Origin of the sequence: Streptomyces sp. NBC_01235 (assembly GCF_035989285.1) — a bacterium.
Taxonomy (GTDB): Bacteria; Actinomycetota; Actinomycetes; order Streptomycetales; family Streptomycetaceae; genus Streptomyces.
The window spans coordinates 8,905,881-8,926,750 of the sequence record NZ_CP108513.1 but is presented as its reverse complement, the minus strand read 5'-3'; the positions used below and the strand labels follow the sequence as shown (position 1 = coordinate 8,926,750).

The following is a 20,870-nucleotide window of genomic DNA, read 5'->3' as shown; positions in this document are numbered from 1 at the left end:
GCTACTGCGTGCTCCTCAGCGCGCTTTCGAGGACGGCGGCGCCCTCCTCGGCCTCCGCCACGGTCAGGGACAGCGGCGGGGCGATGCGCAGGGCGCTGGTGTTGTGCCCTCCGCCCTTGCCGATCAGCAGCCCGTCGGCGCGGGCCGCCTCCAGCACTGCGGAGGCCCGGTCCGGGTCGGCCAGGTCGGTGCCGGGCCTGGTCAGTTCGACGCCGATCATCAGCCCGCGCCCGCGGACCTCCCGTACGCCGGGGTCCTGGGCGGCGACGGCCCGCAGCCGCTCGATGAGCAGACCGCCGACCCGCCGGGCGTTGCCCTGGAGGTCGTGTTCCAGCAGATAGCCGAGGTTGGCGAGGCCGGCCGCCATGGTGACCTGGGTGCCGCCGAACGTGGAGATGCTGTTGGCGTCCAGGCAGTTCATGATCTCGGAGCGGGCGATGACACCGCCGATGGACATGCCGTTGCCGATGCCCTTGGCGAAGGTGACGATGTCCGGCGGACCGTTCTGCGCGTGCGCCTGCCAGCCCCAGAAGTGTTCGCCCGTGCGTCCCCAGCCGGTCTGTACCTCGTCGGCGATCCACAGGATCCCGTATGCGTCCAGTACTTCACGGAATGCCGCATACAGTCCGTCCGGCGGGGACGTGAACCCGCCGACGCCCTGGATGGGCTCGGCGATCAGGGCGGCGGGCGGGCGGGTGTGCCCGAGCAGGTCCTTCAGGTCCTCGACACAGGCGTCGATGAACTCGGCGTCACCGAGGTCGGCGAAGGGACCACGACCCCGCACCCCGCCGTGCACGTACAGCGTCTGCAGCGGGGACAGCGAGGTCGGGGACCAGCCGCGGTTGCCGGTGATGCCGACCGCGCTGAAGGAACGGCCGTGGTAACTGTTGCGCATCGCGAGGACGGTGTTGCTGCGCCGGTGGGTGGTGGCGAGCAGCAGTGCCGTGTCGTTGGCCTCGGTGCCCGAGGTGGTGAAGAAGACCCGCGCGTCGGGGATGCCGCTGACGTGGGCGATGCGCTCGGCGAGGTCGACCATGGGCCGGTTGAGATAGAGCGTGGACGAATGGACGATCCGCCCGGCCTGCTCGCTCACCGCCTTCGTCACCTCGGGCAGCGCGTGCGCGGTCATCGTGGTGAGGATGCCGCCGAAGAAGTCGAGGTACTTGTTTCCCTCGGCGTCCCAGACATGGCGGCCCTCACCGTGGGTGATCTCCAGCGGGTCCTCGTAGTAGAGGGCGAGCCAGTCCGGCAGGACGCCCCGGTGTCGGGCGTACAGGTCGCTCACGGCCGCACCAGCCCTTCGTAGGCGTCGGGACGGCGGTCGCGGTAGAAGGCCCACTGCTGCCGGACCTCCTCGACGAGGTCGAAGTCGAGGTCGCGGATCAGGAGTTCCTCGTCCTTGTCGCTCGCCACCTCGCCCACGAACTGTCCGCGCGGGTCGACGAAGTACGAGGTCCCGTAGAAGTCGTTGTCGCCGTACTCCTCGACGCCGACCCGGTTGATCGCGGCGACGAAGTACTCGTTGGCGACCGCGGCCGCGGGCTGCTCCAGCTGCCAGAGGTGGGCCGAGAGGCCGCGGTGGGTGGCGGACGGGTTGTAGACCAACTGGGCGCCGTTCAGGCCGAGTTGTCGCCACCCCTCCGGGAAGTGACGGTCGTAGCAGATGTAGACGCCGACCTTGCCGACGGCCGTGTCGAAGACGGGCCAGCCGAGGTTGCCGGGCTTGAAGTAGTACTTCTCCCAGAAACCCTTCACCTGCGGGATGTGGTGCTTGCGGTACTTGCCGAGATAGGAGCCGTCGGCATCGATCACGGCGGCGGTGTTGTAGTAGAAACCGGACTGCTCGACCTCGAAGACCGGCACGACGACCACCATGCCCGTCTCGCGCGCGAGCTCCCGCATACGACGCACGGTCGGCCCGTCGGGGACCGGCTCGGCCCAGCGGTAGTGCTCCGGCTCCTGGACCTGACAGAAGTAGGGAGCGTTGAAGACCTCCTGGAACCCGATGATCTTCGCGCCCCGGCGGGCCGCCTCGCGTGCGTGCTCCTCGTGTTTCGCCACCATGGACTCGGTGTCGCCGGTCCAGGTGGCCTGGACCAGTGCGGCACGGACGACGTTGGCCATGAGCTGCTCCTTCGACGGGACCTCAGAGCCTCTACGCCCGTAGACGATGGTCGTAGAGGGATGAACGTAAGCCTCCGGGACAGGCTTGCCAAGACCATCGCCGTTAACCGGCGAAGTCGATCGCGTTTCACACTCCGGTGGGTGATTCCCGGTGCGCACGGCGTACGCCGGAAACGTGATCGGAAAATTGGGCCAGGGAGTTGCCGGGGCGCGGGTCAGGCGGTGAAGCCCGCGACCCGCAGGGCGTGCACGAGATCCCAGCTGCATTCCTCCGAGACCGTCCGGGCCGCCTCCAGCAGGAGCGGGACGAGGGCCTGCGGGTCCGGGGCGACGCTGCGGGCGGCCTCCTCGGGGGTGCGGACGCGGACGTAGGCGTCGAGCAGCGCGCGGGCCTCGCGCCGCCGTCCCTCCGCGACCAGGCCGAGGACGGACTGTCCGATCTCGGCGGCCGGCCGGGCGACACCCTGCCGCAGGATCTGTTCGCCGTCGGCCGTGCGTCCCACGGCGACCAGGGCGTCGGCCGCCGCGACGAGCCGGTCGGCGGGCAGGGAGGCGGCCTCCCAGAGCAGGGTGGTCCAGTCGGCGGTGAGCCCGGCGCGCTGCAGTTCGGCCGCGAGCAGCGGGATGCGGGCGGCCGGCCAGTACGCGAGTTCGACGAGCAGGGCGTGCGCCTCTCCGCTGCGGCCGTCGCCGCGCAGCCGCACCAGCCGCTCCACCGCCTCGACGGTCTCCCGCCGGGCCGTCGCGTCCAACGGCTCGCGCTGCGGCTCGGACGACCGCTCGACCCTCTCGGCGGCCCCGGCGAAGCGGGCGCCGCGCGGGGTGCGGCGCGCGCTCGCGGCGGGCGCGGGCGCCACCGGACCGGCGGCGGGCGGTACGACGACGGCGGCGCCGTCGTCCTCCTCCTCGGCCAGGCCGGCGAAGCGGGCACTGCCGCGACGACGCTTGCGCTGCTTGGGCACGGGGGTCGGGGCGGGAGCGGGGGCGAGGGTGTCCTCGGCGGGGACCGGCCGAGGAGCGGGCTCGGCGGCCGTCGCGACCTCGGCATCGTATGCGTCGGCGGTGGGGCCCGCCCCAGGCTCGGGTGCGCGAAACCCCGTCCGCGCGTCGTAAGCATCGACCGTCGAACCCGCCGCAGACTCGGGTGCGCGATACCCCGTCCGCGCATCGTGAGCGTCGGTGGTCGGGCCCGCCGCAGGCTCGGCACCGCGATACCCCGTCCGCGCGTCGCGAGCCGGCTCGGCGGCGGCACGCCCGGCCGTCTGCCCGGGGGTCGTGCCGGCCGTCGGGAGCCGGTCCAGCTCCGCCATCCGGTAACGGAGTTCGGCGCACCGTGCGGTGGCCCGTTCCTGGTCGTCGTGGGCCCAGGCGAGGTCGAGGCGGATGGCGTCGGCCTGCTCCTGGGTGGCCGCGGAGGCGAGTCCGCGGCCCAGGTCTGCCAGCCGTTCGGCGGCGTAGCGCTGTTCGCGGAGCATGACGTCGAGCCGGTCCACGAGGGCGTCGCGGCCGCCGGGCCGGGCGTCGTGGGCGGCGAGCGCGCCGGCGTGCAAGGGCCGGAGCTGTTCCGCCTGCCGCTCGGCGACCTGGGTGCCGTATTCGGCGGCGAGGTCCTGGAGCACCGCCTCCACCACGTCCCAGGGCGGCACCTCTCGGCCGTCGAGGCAGGCCTGCATGCCGTCGGGGTCGCGCTGCCAGAACACCGCACACCAGCCGACGCCCTGGTCGAGGCGCGACAGCAGTCCGTTCAGGTAGCTCGCGAACTCCCGCACCCGGCCCGGGAGTTGATCCACAGCCATCGCTCGACTCCCGCCCAGACCGGAACACTCCGGTTCGTAGAAAACACCAGCCGTGTTACAGCTGGGCTACGGCAAGTTTTCAAAGCGGGCCCGACGGCGCTGTTGACGCGATCTTGACCCATGCCCGGCGGCAGGCCCCGGGGGTCACGCCGGGGCGAGGGCGCACAGCCCCGCCAGCTCGTCCATCGACAGGCCGAGCACCCGGGCGAGCGCGGCGACGGTGAAGAACGCCGGGGTGGGAGCACGGCCGGTCTCGATCTTGCGGAGGGTCTCGGCGGAGATGCCGGCGCTCGCCGCGATCTGGGTCATGCTCCGGCCGCCGCGCGCCTCGCGCAGCAACCGCCCGAGCCGCTCGCCGCGTTCGCGCTCTTCCGGGGTGAGGGGGGTACGCACCATGCCGCCATTCTAATACCGGTATAGTAATTGGCATGGTGGAACTGAAGACGGATACATCGATCGACGCCATGTACGAGGCGGGACAGGTCGTCGCACAGGCTCTGACAGCCGTGCGCGAGGCCGCCGACGTGGGCGTCTCCCTGCTGGAGCTGGACGAGCTGGCCCATGAGGTGCTGCGCGGGGCGGGTGCGACGTCACCGTTCCTCGGCTACCGCCCGTCCTTCGCTCCGACGCCCTTCCCGGCGGTGATCTGCGCCTCCGTGAACGACGCGATCGTGCACGGCATCCCCACCCGCTACCGGCTGCGCGACGGCGACCTGCTCTCCGTCGACTTCGGCGCCGAGCTGAACGGCTGGGTCGGCGACTCCGCCATCAGCTTCACCGTAGGCACGGCGCGCCCGGCGGACGTCCGACTGATCGAGGCCGCCGAGCGCGCCCTCTCGGCGGGCATCGAGGCGGCGGTCGTCGGCAACCGCGTCGGCGACATCGCGCACGCGATCGGCACGGTGTGCCGTGCGGCGGGTTACGGCATCCCGGACGGCTTCGGCGGCCACGGCGTGGGCCGCCACATGCACGAGGACCCCGCGATCCCCAACGAGGGCCGCCCTCATCGCGGCCTCCCCCTGCGTCACGGCATGGTCATCGCGATCGAACCGATGCTGATCGCCGGTGGCAAGGACGAGTACCACGCGGCCCCCGACGGCTGGACCCTCCGAACGAACGACGGCTCGAGGGCAGCGCACGCGGAACACACGGTGGCGATCACGGAGGCGGGCCCCCGGGTCCTCACCGAGCGACGGTAGGACAACTCCCTCAGGGGCGCGGGGCTGTGTCGATCCGCGGCTCGGCCGCGTGGGCGCGACCAGCCCCGCACGCCCCGCAGCCCCGCGACATGTTCCAGCACCCGGGCGGTGGGCGTTCCTGCGCATGCCTACGGTGAACGATCGTGCGAAGGTGGGTGTAACCGGCCAAGGCGAGGGCACCCGCACCTCGCCAGTCGATCGAACGGAACGCCATGACCAGCGGCTTCACCAGCCCGGAGGGCTACGGCGACCCCTTCGGTGAATTCCTGGCCCGCTTCTTCGGCGGGCCCCGCCCCGGCCCTCGCCAGATCAACATAGGCCAGCTCCTCAGCCAGCAGGCCCGAGACCTGGTCCGTGACGCGGCCCAGTACGCGGCCGAGCACGGCAGCCGCGACCTGGACACCGAGCACCTCCTGCGCGCGGCCCTCAGCTCGGAACCGACCCGCAGTCTGCTCAGTCGGGCCGGCGCCGACCCCGACTCCCTCGCGACGGAGATCGACGAGCGCTCGGGTCCGACCCAGCACCCGCCGGGCGAGGTGCCGCCGCCGACCTCGCTGTCCCTGACCCCGGCCGCCAAGCGCGCCCTGCTGGACGCCCACGACCTGGCCCGTTCCCGGGGCGCGGGGCACATCGGCCCGGAGCACGTGCTCAGCGCCCTCGCCTCGAACCCGGACTCGGCGGCCGGGCACATCCTCAACGCGGCCCGCTTCGCCGCCGCCGGCCTACCGCCCGACCCCCCGGACAACGCCCAGGCGACCCGTACCGCGGAACGGCAGCGACCCACCGGCACGCCCACCCTCGACAAGTACGGCCGTGATCTCACCGAACTGGCCCGCCAGGGCGGGATCGACCCGGTGATCGGCCGGGACGACGAGATCGAACAGACCATCGAGGTGCTCTCGCGGCGCGGCAAGAACAACCCGGTGCTGATCGGTGACGCGGGCGTCGGCAAGACCGCCATCGTGGAGGGGCTGGCCCAGCGGATCGCGGAGGGCGACGTACCGGACACCCTCGCCACGCGGCGCGTGGTCGCCCTGGACCTGACGGGCGTGGTCGCGGGCACCCGCTACCGCGGCGACTTCGAGGAACGGCTGAACAACATCGTCGACGAGATCCGCGCGCACTCCGACCAGCTGATCGTCTTCATCGACGAGCTGCACACGGTCGTCGGCGCGGGCGGGGGCGGCGAGGGCGGGGCGATGGACGCCGGGAACATCCTCAAGCCGGCCCTGGCCCGCGGTGAGCTGCACATCGTGGGCGCGACGACGCTGGAGGAGTACCGGCGGATCGAGAAGGACGCGGCGCTGGCCCGCCGTTTCCAGCCGATCCTCGTCCCGGAGCCGTCCGTCGAGGACGCGCTGGAGATCCTGCGCGGGCTGCGCGACCGCTACGAGGCCCACCACCAGGTCCGCTACACCGACGAGGCGCTCGTCGCGGCCGTGGGGCTGTCGGACCGCTATCTCACCGACCGCCGTCTGCCCGACAAGGCGATCGACCTGATCGACCAGGCCGGCGCCCGGGTGCGCCTCGGCGCCCGCACGAAGGACACGGACGTACGGGCCATGGAGCGCGAGGTCGAGCAGCTCGCCCGCGACAAGGACCAGGCGGCGGCGGACGAACAGTACGAGCAGGCCACCCAACTGCGGGACCGTATCGTCGAGTTGAAGCAGCGCATCGCGGACGCCAGCGGCGAGGACGCGGCCGACGAGGGCCGGGATCTGGAGGTCACCGCGGAGGCCGTCGCCGAGGTGGTGTCCCGGCAGACCGGCATCCCGGTCGCCAGCCTCACCCAGGAGGAGAAGGACCGCCTGCTGGCCCTGGAGGAGCATCTGCACGAGCGGGTCGTCGGCCAGGAGGAGGCCGTACGGGTCGTCGCGGACGCTGTGCTGCGCTCGCGTGCCGGACTCGCGAGCCCGGACCGGCCGATCGGCAGCTTCCTCTTCCTCGGCCCGACCGGCGTCGGGAAGACCGAACTCGCCCGCGCGCTCGCGGAGTCGCTGTTCGGCAGCGAGGAGCGCATGGTCCGGCTCGACATGAGCGAGTACCAGGAGCGGCACACGGTCAGCCGTCTGGTGGGCGCCCCACCCGGCTACGTCGGCCACGAGGAGGCCGGGCAGCTGACGGAGGTCGTCCGCCGCCACCCGTACTCGCTGCTCCTGCTCGACGAGGTGGAGAAGGCGCATCCGGACGTCTTCAACATCCTGCTGCAGGTCCTCGACGACGGCCGGCTCACCGACTCCCAGGGCCGCACGGTCGACTTCACCAACACGGTGATCGTGATGACCAGCAACCTGGGCTCGGAGGCGATCACCCGGCGCGGCGCCGGCATCGGCTTCGGGGCGGGAAGCACGGACGCCGACGAGGAAGCGCGGCGCGAGCAGATCCTGCGGCCGCTGCGCGAGCACTTCCGGCCGGAGTTCCTCAACCGGATCGACGAGATCGTCGTCTTCCGTCAGCTCACGGGTGAGCAACTGCGGCAGATCACCGACCTGTTGCTGGAGAAGACGCGACGGCTGGTGCACGCGCGGGGCATCACGGTCGAGTTCGGCGACACGGCCGTCGACTGGCTCGCCGAGCGCGGCTACCAGCCCGAGTACGGCGCGCGCCCGCTGCGCCGCACCATCCAGCGCGAGGTCGACAACCAGCTCTCGCGGCTGCTGCTCGACGGGCGGGTCAAGGAGGGCGACCGGGTGCGGGTGGAGGTCGAGGACGGGCTGCTCGCGTTCCGTACGCAGCCGCCCGTCCCCACCGCTGAACTCTGATCCCCGGGCTCCGCCCCCGAACTCCGGCCGCTACGGCGCCGGGTACACCACCTGTGCCGAGCCGCCGCCGCGCCGTACGGTCTCGGCGGCGGCCAGCCACTTGCCGTTCGGCAGCCGCTGTACGCCCGTCGCCGCGCCGATCTCGGGGTTGAGCTTGAAGGAGTGACCGAGGGCCTCCAGCCGGGCCCGCAGGCCGTCAGGGCTGGTGTCGTTGTAGAGCGCGGGCTCCAACTCCGTCTGGGCGGCGTTGCGTTGGCTGGCGCGCGGGGCGGCGATCGCGTCGACGAGCGGCAGGCCGCGGTCGAGGAACTCGGTCAGCGTCTGCAGCACGGTGGTGATGATGGTCGCGCCACCGGGCGAACCCAGCGCCACCACCGGCTTGTTGTACCGGTCGAGCACGATCGTCGGCGAGATCGACGACCGCGGCCGCTTGCCCGGCCCGGGCAGGTTCGGGTCGTGGACGGCCGGGCTGGCGGGGGCGAAGGAGAAGTCCGTCAGCTCGTTGTTGAGGATGAAGCCGCGGCCGGGGACGGTGATGGCGCTGCCGCCGGTCTGCTCGATGGTGAGCGTGTAGGCGACGACGTTGCCCCACTTGTCGGCGACGGTCAGGTGCGTGGTGTTCTCGCCCTCGTACGTCGTCGGCGCCGCCGTGCCGCCGGTGTCGCAGGCGGCCGGGTTGCGCGGGTCGCCGGGCGCCACGGGGCTGGTGAGGACCGCGTCGTCCTTGATGAGGCACGCGCGCGAGTCGGCGTACTTCTGCGACAGCAGCTGCTTCGTCGGGACGTCCTCGAAGGCGGGGTCGCCGACCCAGCGCCCCCGGTCGGCGAACGCGATCCGGCTCGCCTCGATGTAGTGGTGCAGGTACTGGACCTCGCTCGCCTTCGAAAGGTCCGTCTTCTCAAGGATGTTGAGGGCCTCGCCGACCGTGGTGCCACCCGAGGACGAGGGTGCGATCGAGTAGACGCCCAGTCCGCGGTACGAGGTCTTCGTGGGCGCCTGGAGCTTGGCGCGGTAGGCCGCGAGGTCCTTGGCCGACAGGTCGCCCGGCCGGGCGTTCCATCCCGAACTCGGGTCCACCGGCGGGTTGTTGACGGTGTCGACGATGTCGTCGCCGAGGTCGCCCCGGTAGAGGGCGTCGACGCCCTTCCTGCCGAGCTCCGCGTAGGTCTTCGCGAGGTCGGGGTTCTTGAACGTCGATCCGACGACGGGGAGTTGGCCGCCGGGCAGGAACAGTTTCGCCGTGTCCGGGAAGTAGCGGAAGCGGGTCTCGTTGGCGGCGGTCTGGGTGCGGAAGGTGTCGTCGACGGTGAAGCCCTCGCGGGCGATGCGCTCGGCGGGTTTCAGGACCGTGCCGAGCTTCTCGCTGCCCCACTTGCCCAGCGCCGTCGCCCAGGTGGCCGGCGTGCCGGGCGTCCCGACGCTTCTGCCGCTGCTGACGGCGTCCGCGAAGGCGAGCGGCTTGCCGTTCTCCAGGAAGAGACCGGAGTCGGCGGTCAGCGGGGCGGTCTCACGGCCGTCGACGGTGTGCACCGTACGGGACTTGGCGTCGTAGTAGACGAAGTAGCCGCCGCCGCCGATGCCGGAGGAGTAGGGCTCGGTGACGCCGAGGGCGGCGGCGGTGGCGACGGCCGCGTCGACGGCGTTGCCGCCCTTCCTCAGCACCTCGATACCGGCCGCGGAGGCGTCCGCGTCGACGCTGGCGACGGCACCGCCGTAGCCGACGGCGACCGGGACCTTCTCGACAGCCGTTCTCTGTGCGGCGGGTGGCGCTGCCGCCCCCACCGTGACCACGGCGGCCGAGACCGCCAGGACCGACAGTTTCCGCGCGACAGGACGACGCATCCGTACCTCCAGTCCAGGACCGTCCGCGCAGCGTAACCACATTCCCGGGGCCTCGACAGCCTCCTTCCGGGCACTGTCATACGACTGCCACACCTCGAACACGGGTACGTACCGGTCATGCTCGCCCGCTACCATGCGCGCCCATGAACGACGACGTGCGCAACATCGTCCTGGGGGTGGTCGCCGCCGGCATCAGTGCCGCGCTCGGCTGGCTCGCCCGTACCTACCTGTGGAGGCGCAGACTCCGGCGCAAGCAGGCGTTCTTCGGGCTGCCGGAGAACTCGGAGTGCCTGATGGTCGTCAACCGCGACCCGGCGACCTCCGAGCCGGCGGTGCACCGCTTCGACGTCTTCGCACTGCTGGAACTCTCCGCGCTGATCAAGGACTGCGGCGCCAACGTTCAGGTGGTCACCCAGGACACGGCTCAGCAGGGGTTCGGCGAGCGCACCGAGTTCTGCGTGGGCGGACCCGCCTCCAACCGACGCATGATGGCGCACATGGCGGCGATGCTGCCGGGCGTGCGCGTCAACGTCGACCCCGAACCGGGGCCGGACCGGGGCGCGTTCCAGATCGGCCCCGAGCGCTACCGGCTGGACGCGGGCATCACGGAGTACGTGCTGCTGGCCCGGCTCACCGCGGGCCAACGGCGCGACGTACGGCCGGTGTTCCTCTTCTGCGGCCAGCGCGCGATCACCAACCAGGCCGCCACCCGGTATCTCGCCCGCAACCACGAGCGGCTGGCCCGCAAACACGGCAACAACTCGTTCGTGCTGTTGCTGAAGGTGGTCAACTCGCAGGCGTACGGCCCGGATGTGGTGGACCTGGTCGCCGACGTGACCCGGGCGGCCCAGGCGCCGCTGCCGTCCCAGGAGGTGGCTTCGCGCACGTCACATCGCGCGTCCTGAGCCCCCACCGACAAGCGGGTGCACAGCACAACAATCGTTACTCCCACGTAACTTACCGAGGGTTACTCACGCCGGGGAATCACGGTTACCGTCGGGTCACTTTGCAATGAGGCAATTGAGGAGTGACCCGTGGGACAGCACCGCAAGGCCCTGCGCACGACCGCCGCGGGCGCCGTCTCCGCGTCCCTGATCGCCGGTGGCGTCCTCGCGCTGGCTCCCGCCGCGCAGGCGGCGACCGGCGACGTCCGCTTCGTCGACATCGCCGGGGACGGCGGGACCGTCCTCAAGGCCAACGTCGTCACCCCCGCGGACGCCGACGGCACGCGCCGCTACCCGCTGATCGTGCTGCCCACGGCCTGGGGCTTCCCACAGGTCCAGTATCTCGCCCAGGCCCGGAAACTCGCCGACACCGGTTACGTCGTGCTGAGTTACAACGTGCGGGGCTTCTGGCAGTCCGGCGGCGAGATCGAGGTCGCGGGTCCGCCCGACGTGGCCGACGCCTCCAAGGTCGTGGACTGGGCGCTCGCCCACACCCCCAGCGACCCGAAGAACGTCGGCATGGCGGGCGTCTCCTACGGCGCCGGCATCAGCCTGCTCGCCGCCGCGCACGACAAGCGCGTCAAGGCGGTCGCCTCGCTCAGCGGCTGGGCGGACCTGATCGACTCGATCTACTCGGGGCGCACCCAGCACTCCCAGGCCGCGGCCCTGCTCGACACGGTGGGCACGGTCACCGGCCGGGTGAGCGCCGAGTCCCAGCAGATCTTCTCGGACTTCTTCGCCTCCGACCTGTCCCGGGAACAGGCCATGATCGAGTGGGGGCGGAAACGTTCCGCCGCGACGTACCTGGCCCAGCTCGACCAGAACGGCGCGGCGATCATGCTTGCCGGCGCGTGGGGCGACACGGTCTTCCCGCCCAACCAGACCGCCGACTTCTACGAGAAGCTGACCGTCCCGAAGCGCCTGGAGTTCCGCCCCGGCGACCATGCGACCCCCGAGATCACCGGCCTGCTCGGGCTGCCCAACGACGTGTGGACCGACACCGAGCGCTGGTTCGACCACTACCTCAAGGGCGAGGACAACGGCATCGACCGGGAACAGCCGGTCCGGCTCAAGTCCCGTTCCACCAGCGGTTACGAGGGTTATCCGGACTGGAAGTCGGTGACCGCCACCCGGAAGAAGATCGCGCTTGCGGGCACGACCACCCTGCACACCAACGTGGACTCGGGCGCGGACGCGGGAATCGTCTTCCTGTCCAGCATCCTCGACCAGGTGGCGAAGCTCCCCCCGGTGGCGTCCATCCCCCTGCTCCCCCGCAGCTGGGCGGCCGTGTGGCAGTCGGAGAAGTACGCCACGGCCCAACGGGTGCGTGGAACAGCGCAGTTGCACACCACGGTCACCCCGACCGAGGAGAGCGGCACCCTCGTCGCCTACCTGTACGACGTGGGGCCGCTCGGCCTCGGCAAGCTGGTCAGCAACGCGCCGTACACCTTCCACGGGCGCACGCCCGGCAAGCCGTTCCCTCTCGACCTGGACCTGTTCTCCACGGCCTACGACGTCCCGGCAGGGCACCGGCTCGCCCTGGTCGTCGACACGGTCGACCCGCTCTACATCGAGCACAACCCGTCCGGTGCACGGCTGACCTTCTCCTCGCCGGTGAACGACCCGTCGTACGTGTCGATTCCGCTGCGCGAGCAGTGATCTCCGGCCGCTGCCGGGGCGGATGGGCTCGGTGGCTGCCGCCGGTCGGGGTTCAGTGCTTGAGGATCTTGGAGAGGAAGTCCTTGGCGCGGTCGCTGCGCGGGTCGGTGAAGAACTCCTCGGGGGTGCGGTCCTCGACGATGCGGCCGTCAGCCATGAAGACCACGCGGTTGGCCGCCGAGCGCGCGAAGCCCATCTCGTGGGTGACGACGACCATGGTCATGCCGTCGCGGGCCAGTTGCCGCATCACCTCGAGGACCTCGTTGATCATCTCGGGGTCGAGGGCGGAGGTGGGCTCGTCGAAGAGGAGCGCCTTGGGGTCCATGGCGAGGGCGCGGGCGATGGCCACGCGCTGCTGCTGACCGCCGGAGAGCTGCGCCGGGAACTTGTCGGCCTGGTCGGCGAGGCCCACACGGTCGAGCAGTTCACGGGAGCGCTTGTCCGCGTCGTCCTTGTTGCGCTTGCGCACCTTCACCTGGCCCAGCGAGATGTTCTGCAGGACCGTCTTGTGGGCGAAGAGGTTGAAGGACTGAAAGACCATGCCGACCTCTGACCGCAGTCTCGCCAGGCCCTTGCCCTCCTCGGGCAGCGGCTGTCCGTCCAGCGTGATCGAGCCGGACTGGATGGGCTCCAGCCGGTTGATCGCGCGGCACAGCGTCGACTTTCCCGACCCCGAAGGGCCGATCACCACGACCACCTCCCCCCTGCCGACGGTGAGGTTGACGTCCTGCAGGACATGCAGCTCCCCGAAGTACTTGTTGACGTCACGCAGCTCGATCAACGGATCGACGGCCATTCGCAGCCCTACTCACTCTCAGCTGTGTCGTGGTTGCCGCAAACTATCCACATAAGACTCAACTTAAGGCACGACACGCACTTTTCGGTCATTAGCCGTATTTACGCCCGGACGTCAGTTCTCGGCCACCTCCGCGTACAGCTGGGACAGTTCGGGAGTGCCGCTCGCGGCCCACTCGCGTCCGGCCGTGACCACGTCGACCTCCCGGCCCGACTCCAGCCGGACGACCGGTTCGCCGCCGGGCCGGATCGCCCAGGCGGCCCCGGGCACGGTGCGCACGACGACCGTCCCCAGGTAGAGGCCGGCGTCATGACCGAACCAGGGCAGGCTCTCCTCGTCGTCGCGCCAGCGTGGCGGGAGCTGGTCCAGTGCCTCCAACGAGGCGGCGGTGTCGTCGAGTCGGATCCCGTCCCGGGCCGCGTGGGAACGCAACAGCTCGCATTCGGAGAGGAGTTCGGCAATCCCCTCGGGGTCCTCGGCCAGCACCGCCGAACGGTACTTCTTGCTCCTGTTGCCCAGGAAAGGGATGTTCATAAGCCCAGCGTGACATTCGCACCGGCGTGCGCACCACAGGCGCGCTGGCATACGTCGGTACGCGCTTACCGTCGGTTTCCCGGCCTCGACCCGCCCGGCGCGTCGGCCGGCGGGCCCCGGCTCTCCGGCCTCGCGAGGCGCCGGCGGCCGGCCGGGGCGCGGGAGGAGCCGGCGGGTGCGCCGGGGTGTCCGGGGCCTCACCGCGGTTGTCGCTCCGATCCTGCCGCTGCTCAGCCCGGCACGGCCCGCGCAGGCGGCGTGCCGTTGCCGTTGCCGTTGCCGTTGCCGTTGCCGTTGCCGTTGCCGTTGCCGTTGGAGACGCTGTACGACCACCCTGCGCTCAGTGACCTGGCCGGTGCGGGGGCTCTCCGCAGCGCGGAACCTGGCCCCCGTCGGCCGGGGGGGCGCCCTCGCCTACCTGGTCACGACCACGGGCGGCACGGAGGCGGGCGGCGGGCAGCCCGGGCACGGTTACGCACGCCGGCACACCCGCTCCCCTACGGCGTGACCGTCCCTGGCCGTCCCTCACCGCCCCGCCCGGCGCGCCGGACCGCGTACGACAACGAAGGCTTCGGGAGTCACACGTCCAGGTCGACGACGACCGGCGCGTGGTCCGAGGCGCCCTTGCCCCTGCGTTCCTCGCGGTCGACGTAGGAGTCCTTGACCGCCTTGGCGAACGGCTCGTTGCCGTACACCAGGTCGATGCGCATGCCGCGGTTCTTGGGGAAGCAGAGCTGACGGTAGTCCCAGTACGTGAAGGGGTGCTCGTACTTCAGGGGGCGCGGGACGACGTCCGACAGGCCGGCCTCGCGCAGGGACGCCAGGGCGGCGCGCTCGGCCGGGGTGACGTGGGTGAGGCCCTCGAAGGCGGCCACGTCGTAGACGTCGTCGTCGGTCGGCGCCACGTTGTAGTCGCCCATCACCGCGAAGGGCCGGCTGCCCGCCGCGTCGCCCGCGACGGCAACCTTGAGGGCCTCGAACCACTGGAGCTTGTAGGCGTAGTGCGGGTGGTCGACCTCGCGGCCGTTGGGCACGTACACCGACCAGACGCGGACCGGGCCGCAGGTCGCGGAGACGGCGCGGGGCTCCGGCGCGCCGTCGTAGCCCGGGTCGCCGGGCAGGCCCTTGACGACGTCCTCCAGGCCTACGCGGGAGATCACCGCCACGCCGTTCCACCGGCCTGTGGCGTGCACGGCCGCCTCGTAGCCCAGTTCGCGCAGCTGGTCGAGCGGGAACTGCTCCTCGGCGACCTTGGCCTCCTGGAGGCAGAGCACGTCGGTGCCGCTGCTCTCCAGCCAGGCCAGGAGCCTAGGCAGGCGGGCGGTGATCGAGTTCACGTTCCAGGTCGCGATGCGCATGTCTCACAACCTACCCGGCGGGTCCGACAGTCACAGGAGTGTGGTCTCCCCGGGCGCCAGCCGCAGGTGCCGCGAGCCGCCGAGGGAGCCGATCTGGTTGTCGTAGATCGGGCGGGCGAGGTCGGTGAGGAGGGCGTCGTGGATGTCGTAGGCGCGCTGCGGCTTCACCTCGCGGACGTAGTCGATGACCTCGGAGATCTTGCTCCAGGGCGCCATCACCGGAAGCATCAGCGTCTCGACGGCCTGGTCGGGGACGGTGAGGGCGTCGCCGGGGTGGAAGACGCGCCCGCCGTCGATCAGGTAGCCGACGTTGGTGATGCGCGGGATGTCCGGGTGGATGACGGCGTGCAGCTCGCCGTGGACCTGGACGTCGAAGCCCGCGGCGGAGAACGTGTCGCCGTGGCCGACGGTGTGGACACGGCCGGGGAAGGCTGCGGAGATCTTCTCGGCGACCGACTTCAGGGTCCAGATCCCGGCCGCCGGGTTCGCCTCCATGGCCGCCCGCAGCCGCTCCTCGTTGAAGTGGTCGGGGTGCTCGTGCGTGACCAGGATGGCGTCCGCGCCGAGAGCCGCGTCCTCCTCGCTGAACCCGCCCGGGTCGAGGACGAGCGTGCGCCCGTCCTTCTCCAGGCGCACGCACGCGTGCGACTTCTTCGTGAGCCTCAGATCCGTCGTCATGGCATCCATCCTGCCTCCACGCCGACGGACGGGCTCACTCGGTGGGGGTGGTCTCCTCCCGGATGACCTGCTGCGCCACCCTGAACGCGCTGTTCGCCGCCGGTACGCCGCAGTAGACGGCCGCCTGGAGCAGCACTTCCTTGATCTCGTCCGGGGTGAGGCCGTTGCGCAGGGCGGCGCGGGTGTGGAAGGCGAGCTCCTCCAGATGACCGCCGGCGACCAGCGCGGTGAGCGTGACACAGGAGCGGGAGCGCCGGTCGAGGCCCGGGCGGTCCCAGATCTCGCCCCAGGCGTAGCGGGTGATGAACTCCTGGAAGTCCCCCGAGAACTCGTCGGCCTGCGACAGCGCCCGGTCGACGTGGGCGTCGCCGAGGACCTCCCGGCGCACCTTCAGACCGGCGTCGTACGGATCGGGGCGGCCCATGACCTGCGCCGGTTCGACCACGGGGGCGGGCGCGATCTCCGCGATGGCCACGGGCTGCGGAGGCTGCTGCGACGCGGTCGGGACGGCTCTGACCGGGATGCCCGGGACGGCCGTCTGCCCGGTGCCGGAGTCGTAGGCGGGCTGCCAGGCGGTGGAGAAGTGGCGCACCAGCAGGTCGGTGACGGCGGCGGGCTGCTCCACCGGGACCAGGTGCGAGGCGCCCGGTACGACGGCCAGGCGGGCGTCCGGGATGCCGGCCACCAGGGTGCGCGCCTCGGCGGGGCCGGTGACCTGGTCGTCCGAGCCGACGAGGACCAGCGTCGGCACGCCGACGAGACCGATCTCGGCCCGTACGTCGAACGCGGCGAGCGCCTCGCAGGCCGCGATGTAGCAGCCGGGGTCGGTGGTGCGCACCATCTGCACGGCCCACTCGGTGATCGCGGGCTGCGCGGCCGCGAAGCCGCTGGTGAACCAGCGGTCGGGGGAGGTGCGGGCGATGGGGTCGAGGCCGTTCGTGCGGACTATCACGCCTCGCTGGCGGAACTCGTCGGCCGTGCCGAACCGCGGCGAGGCCGCGATCAGCGCGAGTGAGGCGACACGTTCCGGGTGCCGCAGGGCCAGCTCCACGCCGACCGCGCCGCCGAACGCGCAGCCCGCGTAGCCGAAGCGCTGCACCCCGAGCGCGTCGAGCGTGGCGAGGAGGCGCGCGGCGAGGTCGGAGACCGAACCCGCCGGGTAGGCCGGGGCGCCGCCGTGGCCGGGCAGATCGAACCGGAACACCCGCCATTGCTGGGCCAGCTCGGGAACCTGACGGTCCCACATGTGCCATGTGGTACCCAGGGAGGGACCCAAGATCAGGACGGGAGCCTCTTCTGGCCCGTCAAAGCGGTATTGCAGGGTGTTCGACGGTGTCTCACTCACGTCTCAGACCCTCTCACGTATCACGGACGCCCCTATGATGGGGGCGACGGATACCGCCCTGACCAGGTTGAAGACTTCTCGGGCGGCATATCGCTTGAGGCATCGGATGATCTCACGGCGGGTCTTGCCCTCCTGGATGCGGCGTTCGTAGTACGCCTGGGTGCGGGGATCGAAGCGCAGCCGGGTGAACACAATGCGGTGCAGGGCCGCGTTGGCCTGCCGGTCGCCACCGTGGTTGAGCCGGCGCGCGCTGCGCCGGCCGGAGGAGTACTCGATGGGGCTGACTCCGCACAGAGCGGCGAAGGACGCCTCGGTGCTGAGCCGGTCCCGGTTGTCTCCCATGGTGATCAGCAAGGTGACCGCGCTGTCCGGTCCGATGCCCACCGGTGTCAGCAGCTGTGGGGCGTGGCGTTCGACGAGCCGAGTCAGGCGCTGCTTCAGCTCGTCGATCTGCCCGGTGAGCTGTTCTATGCGCTCGGCGAGCATGCTCAGGGTCCTATGGGTGGCCTCGGCCACCGCGTCCTCGTCGCCCCCGCCGTCGTGCAGGCCGAGGCGCGCGCAGGTGCGGAACAGCTCGCGGTTGCCCAGACCGGACAATCGTTCCCGCAGAGCGGGGTCGGCTATGACCAGGACGGCCTTGAGCTGGTTGATCGCCTGGGTGCGGGCCTTGACCGCGGAGTCCTTGGCGAGTTTGAACAGCCGGGCGCTGTGCACCGGACCGTCGTCGGTTTTGGCCCGGGCCCGGGCGCGACCGCCGAGCACAGCCCGCGCCGCAGCCTGCGCATCGAGCGGGTCCGACTTTCCGAGCATACGGCGGGCCGTGCGGTCGGGCCGGTTCACTTCGTACACCTGGATGTGCTGCGCCATCAGGTAGCGGGACAGGCCGGCTCCGAAGGTGCCGGTGCCCTCTACACCCGCCCGGCGCACCGCCCCCAGCTTGCGGGCCCAGACTTGCAGCCGACGGTAACCGGCCGCCGTGGCCGGAAAGGCCTTGGTGCCCAGTACCTGACTGGAACCGCAGCGTGGACGCCGGAACGCCGGAGCGTTCGGCCGGCTGGGAGATCCGCAGAGTGCTCATGTCTCGAACGTAAACCTTCGAGTCGACTGGAAGGTCAAGTCCGCAACGGCCCCGCGCTCTCACGGGCCGTCCCGGGCCGGGCGGCCCAAGCCGATGCACCGGTTGATCGCGTCGGCTGCGGCGCTGGAGGCGACAGGGGGTTCTGCACCTGGACGCATCGACCAAGCACAGCACCGTGAGCGGTGCACGCCACCCCTGCCCACTGCTCCGGCCAACGCCATGATCACGACATCACCCGGCCATGGCCACGCATGCCTGCCTGACCGTCCTGCGCGCCCGAGCACCAAACGCAGGCAAAGCGGAAGCAGGGGGTGCGGGCGGCGGCGGAGAGGAGCCTCGCTGGGTTGGAGTCGGGCGGTTCGGCCTCTGCGGCGGCCGTATCGCACGTATCGCACGTACCCTTCGTGGTGTCTACGGCGTCCATAGCGGGCGCCAAACCACTGGAGGCAATACCTCGTGCTGATCGCTCAGCGTCCCTCGTTGACCGAAGAGGTCGTCGACGAGTTCCGCTCCCGGTTCGTCATCGAGCCGCTGGAGCCGGGCTTCGGCTACACCCTCGGCAACTCCCTGCGTCGTACGCTTCTGTCCTCGATCCCGGGTGCGGCGGTCACGTCCATCCGCATCGACGGGGTTCTGCACGAGTTCACCACCGTGCCGGGCGTCAAGGAGGACGTCACCGACCTGATCCTCAACATCAAGCAGCTGGTCGTGAGCAGCGAGCAGGACGAGCCGGTCGTGATGTACCTGCGCAAGCAGGGTCCGGGTCTGGTCACCGCCGCCGACATCGCGCCCCCGGCCGGTGTCGAGGTGCACAACCCCGACCTCGTCCTCGCCACGCTCAACGGCAAGGGCAAGCTGGAGATGGAGCTGACGGTCGAGCGCGGTCGAGGCTACGTCTCCGCCGTGCAGAACAAGCAGGTGGGCCAGGAGATCGGCCGTATCCCGGTCGACTCGATCTACTCCCCGGTTCTCAAGGTCACGTACAAGGTCGAGGCGACCCGTGTCGAGCAGCGCACCGACTTCGACAAGCTGATCGTCGACGTCGAGACCAAGCAGGCCATGCGTCCGCGTGACGCCATGGCCTCCGCCGGCAAGACCCTGGTCGAGCTGTTCGGTCTCGCCCGTGAGCTCAACATCGACGCCGAGGGCATCGACATGGGCCCGTCCCCCACGGACGCCGCCCTCGCCGCCGATCTGGCGCTGCCGATCGAGGAGCTCGAGCTCACCGTCCGCTCGTACAACTGCCTCAAGCGCGAGGGCGTCCACTCCGTGGGCGAGCTCCTGGCGCGCTCCGAGGCCGACCTTATGGACATCCGTAACTTCGGTGCGAAGTCCATCGACGAGGTCAAGGCGAAGCTGGCCGGCCTGGGTCTGGGCCTGAAGGACAGCCCGCCCGGATTCGACCCCACCGCCGCTGCCGACGCCTTCGGCGCGAACAACGACAGGGACACGGGTTTCGTGGAGACCGAGCAATACTGAACGCTGCGCTGCGCCGGTCATGGAGACAGCGTGGTGTGCGGGCCTCGGACCGGCTGATACTGCGCCACGCGATGCCCCAGTGCCGACGGTCGGGCCGGCGCCAGGGGCGGGACTTCGACCCGGGCCCAGTCATGCTCGCCGAAGCCCTGGTCAGGTGCAGCAGTCACAGCCAGGTCGGCAGCCGCATGCGTCGTCCGCCCCGGCGTCGGCAGCCGAAACCGTTGCGGCGGACGGGGCGCAGCAGCCCTTGCCCTGCCAGGCGTCGCGGCCTTCCTTGACCGCGACGGCCGCGATGACGAGGGCGGCGACGGGGTCGGCCCAGGACCAGCCGAGGGTGGCGTTGAGGACCAGTCCGATCAGGAGCACGGCGGAGAGGTAGGTGCACAGCAGGGTCTGCTTGGAGTCGGCGACCGCGCTGGCGGAGCCCAGTTCGCGGCCCGCGCGGCGCTGGGCGGCGGACAGGAACGGCATGACCGCGAGGGACAGTGCGGCGAGCACGATGCCGGGGAGGGAGCGTTCGGCCTCGCTGGTGCCTGCCAGTGCGCGGACGGCGTCGGCGGTGACGTAGGCGGCCAGGGCGAAGAACGACAGCGCGATGATGCGCAGCGTGGTTTTCTCGCGGGCCTCGCGTACGGCGTGCTCTCGGGCGGAGAACTGCCAGGCGACCGCGGCGGCTGAGGTGACCTCGATGATCGAGTCGAGGCCGAAGCCGATCAGGGCGGTGGAGGAGGCGAGGGTTCCGGCGGTGAGGGCGACGACCGCCTCGATGACGTTGTAGGTGATGGTCGCGGTGACCAACAGGCGTATCCGGCGGGCGAGCGCGTCGCGTCGGGCCGGGGCGGGGCCGAGGGATATCGCGGTCATCAGCAGCACCCCTTTGCGTCGGCATCCAAGCAGGTGCGGTCAGTCTCGACAGCGACCACAGCGGTGCGCAGGTCGTCGAGCGCGTGGCCGAGACGTTCGTCGGCCAGTTCGTAGCGGGTGCGGCGGCCGTCGGGCACAGTGACGACCAGGCCGCAGTCACGCAGGCAGGCGAGGTGGTTGGACAGCCGGGTACGGGAGACGCCGAGTGCTTCGGCGAGGTCCGCAGGGTAGGCCGGGGTCTCGCGCAGGGCGAGCAGGATGCGGCAGCGGATCGGGTCGGCGAGTGCGCGCCCGAACCGGGCCAGGACGTCGATGTCGGAGGCAACAGTCAGCACACCCACGACAGTACAGGAATTCCTGAATTCAGGAAAACTTGGACCGTGCTGGGCTTCGGTGGTCCGGTGATGGTGGA

At 71.0% G+C, this 20,870-nt stretch carries 19 protein-coding genes; 6 read left to right on the top strand and 13 right to left on the bottom strand.

Features of this window, described 5'->3' with window-relative positions; translation table 11 throughout:
* Position 1: 1 nt before the first annotated feature.
* The 4 genes from OG289_RS40185 to OG289_RS40170 all read right to left on the bottom strand — a co-directional run bounded on the left by OG289_RS40185 (position 2) and on the right by OG289_RS40170 (position 4,316).
* Complete coding sequence (locus OG289_RS40185; protein ID WP_327318922.1) at positions 2–1,285, bottom strand: aspartate aminotransferase family protein; 1,284 nt, start codon at positions 1,283–1,285, stop codon at positions 2–4.
* Positions 1,282–2,124 (bottom strand): nitrilase-related carbon-nitrogen hydrolase, encoded by an 843-nt coding sequence (locus OG289_RS40180; RefSeq protein ID WP_327318921.1) that lies wholly within the window; start codon positions 2,122–2,124, stop codon positions 1,282–1,284. Before OG289_RS40180 ends, OG289_RS40185 begins: the two co-directional genes overlap by 4 nt.
* 215 nt (positions 2,125–2,339) lie before the next feature.
* Positions 2,340–3,920 (bottom strand): hypothetical protein, encoded by a 1,581-nt coding sequence (locus OG289_RS40175; RefSeq protein ID WP_327318920.1) that lies wholly within the window; start codon positions 3,918–3,920, stop codon positions 2,340–2,342.
* Between the two features lie 144 nt (positions 3,921–4,064).
* A complete protein-coding gene (locus tag OG289_RS40170; RefSeq protein ID WP_327318919.1) occupies positions 4,065–4,316 on the bottom strand; it encodes a helix-turn-helix domain-containing protein in 252 nt (83 codons plus the stop codon).
* A gap of 32 nt (positions 4,317–4,348) precedes the next feature.
* Here OG289_RS40170 and map point away from each other — a divergent pair, with 32 nt between their 5' ends.
* Together map and OG289_RS40160 are read left to right on the top strand one after the other, a co-directional pair.
* The gene (gene map / locus OG289_RS40165) at positions 4,349–5,119 is read left to right on the top strand and encodes a type I methionyl aminopeptidase (protein WP_327318918.1); all 771 of its coding nucleotides are present in this window, start codon (positions 4,349–4,351) and stop codon (positions 5,117–5,119) included.
* A 212-nt stretch (positions 5,120–5,331) separates the two neighbouring features.
* On the top strand, positions 5,332–7,881 hold the full coding sequence (locus OG289_RS40160; protein ID WP_327318917.1) for an ATP-dependent Clp protease ATP-binding subunit: 2,550 nt from the start codon (positions 5,332–5,334) through the stop codon (positions 7,879–7,881).
* A 30-nt stretch (positions 7,882–7,911) separates the two neighbouring features.
* Here the strand turns inward: OG289_RS40160 and ggt are convergent, their stop codons facing one another.
* Positions 7,912–9,723 carry a gamma-glutamyltransferase gene (gene ggt / locus OG289_RS40155; RefSeq protein ID WP_327318916.1) on the bottom strand — a complete coding sequence of 604 codons (1,812 nt, stop codon included), beginning with the start codon at positions 9,721–9,723 and terminating at the stop codon, positions 7,912–7,914.
* Between the two features lie 143 nt (positions 9,724–9,866).
* On the opposite strand from ggt, the gene OG289_RS40150 reads away from it, so the two are divergent.
* Both OG289_RS40150 and OG289_RS40145 read left to right on the top strand, forming a co-directional pair.
* On the top strand, positions 9,867–10,628 hold the full coding sequence (locus tag OG289_RS40150) for a hypothetical protein (protein WP_327318915.1): 762 nt from the start codon (positions 9,867–9,869) through the stop codon (positions 10,626–10,628).
* Between the two features lie 129 nt (positions 10,629–10,757).
* Positions 10,758–12,326 (top strand): alpha/beta fold hydrolase, encoded by a 1,569-nt coding sequence (locus tag OG289_RS40145; RefSeq protein ID WP_327318914.1) that lies wholly within the window; start codon positions 10,758–10,760, stop codon positions 12,324–12,326.
* 52 nt (positions 12,327–12,378) lie between these two features.
* Here OG289_RS40145 and OG289_RS40140 read toward each other — a convergent pair whose 3' ends face one another.
* Together OG289_RS40140 and OG289_RS40135 are read right to left on the bottom strand one after the other, a co-directional pair.
* Complete coding sequence (locus tag OG289_RS40140; protein ID WP_327318913.1) at positions 12,379–13,122, bottom strand: amino acid ABC transporter ATP-binding protein; 744 nt, start codon at positions 13,120–13,122, stop codon at positions 12,379–12,381.
* A 114-nt stretch (positions 13,123–13,236) separates the two neighbouring features.
* Positions 13,237–13,656: a DUF6278 family protein gene (locus OG289_RS40135; protein WP_327318912.1), complete on the bottom strand. Its 420-nt coding sequence runs from the start codon at positions 13,654–13,656 to the stop codon at positions 13,237–13,239.
* 343 nt (positions 13,657–13,999) lie between these two features.
* Here OG289_RS40135 and OG289_RS40130 point away from each other — a divergent pair, with 343 nt between their 5' ends.
* Entirely contained in the window at positions 14,000–14,164 is a 165-nt protein-coding gene (locus OG289_RS40130) for a hypothetical protein (RefSeq protein WP_327318911.1), read from the top strand.
* Between the two features lie 70 nt (positions 14,165–14,234).
* On the opposite strand, the gene OG289_RS40125 is transcribed toward OG289_RS40130, so the two are convergent.
* The 4 genes from OG289_RS40125 to OG289_RS40110 are packed head-to-tail and all read right to left on the bottom strand — an operon-like array spanning position 14,235 to position 18,039.
* A complete protein-coding gene (locus tag OG289_RS40125; protein WP_327318910.1) occupies positions 14,235–15,014 on the bottom strand; it encodes an exodeoxyribonuclease III in 780 nt (259 codons plus the stop codon).
* A 30-nt stretch (positions 15,015–15,044) separates the two neighbouring features.
* Entirely contained in the window at positions 15,045–15,680 is a 636-nt protein-coding gene (locus OG289_RS40120) for an MBL fold metallo-hydrolase (RefSeq protein WP_327320951.1), read from the bottom strand.
* 46 nt (positions 15,681–15,726) lie between these two features.
* On the bottom strand, positions 15,727–17,037 hold the full coding sequence (gene pcaDC / locus OG289_RS40115; RefSeq protein ID WP_327318909.1) for a bifunctional 3-oxoadipate enol-lactonase/4-carboxymuconolactone decarboxylase PcaDC: 1,311 nt from the start codon (positions 17,035–17,037) through the stop codon (positions 15,727–15,729).
* 3 nt (positions 17,038–17,040) lie between these two features.
* Complete coding sequence (locus OG289_RS40110; RefSeq protein WP_327320950.1) at positions 17,041–18,039, bottom strand: IS110 family transposase; 999 nt, start codon at positions 18,037–18,039, stop codon at positions 17,041–17,043.
* A 532-nt stretch (positions 18,040–18,571) separates the two neighbouring features.
* On the opposite strand from OG289_RS40110, the gene OG289_RS40105 reads away from it, so the two are divergent.
* Positions 18,572–19,594 carry a DNA-directed RNA polymerase subunit alpha gene (locus OG289_RS40105; RefSeq protein WP_327318908.1) on the top strand — a complete coding sequence of 341 codons (1,023 nt, stop codon included), beginning with the start codon at positions 18,572–18,574 and terminating at the stop codon, positions 19,592–19,594.
* 150 nt (positions 19,595–19,744) lie between these two features.
* On the opposite strand, the gene OG289_RS40100 is transcribed toward OG289_RS40105, so the two are convergent.
* Positions 19,745–20,458 carry a cation transporter gene (locus OG289_RS40100; protein ID WP_327318907.1) on the bottom strand — a complete coding sequence of 238 codons (714 nt, stop codon included), beginning with the start codon at positions 20,456–20,458 and terminating at the stop codon, positions 19,745–19,747.
* Positions 20,458–20,793 carry an ArsR/SmtB family transcription factor gene (locus OG289_RS40095; RefSeq protein WP_327318906.1) on the bottom strand — a complete coding sequence of 112 codons (336 nt, stop codon included), beginning with the start codon at positions 20,791–20,793 and terminating at the stop codon, positions 20,458–20,460. The genes OG289_RS40100 and OG289_RS40095 overlap by 1 nt, the downstream gene beginning before the upstream one ends.
* Between the last annotated feature and the right edge of the window lie 77 nt (positions 20,794–20,870).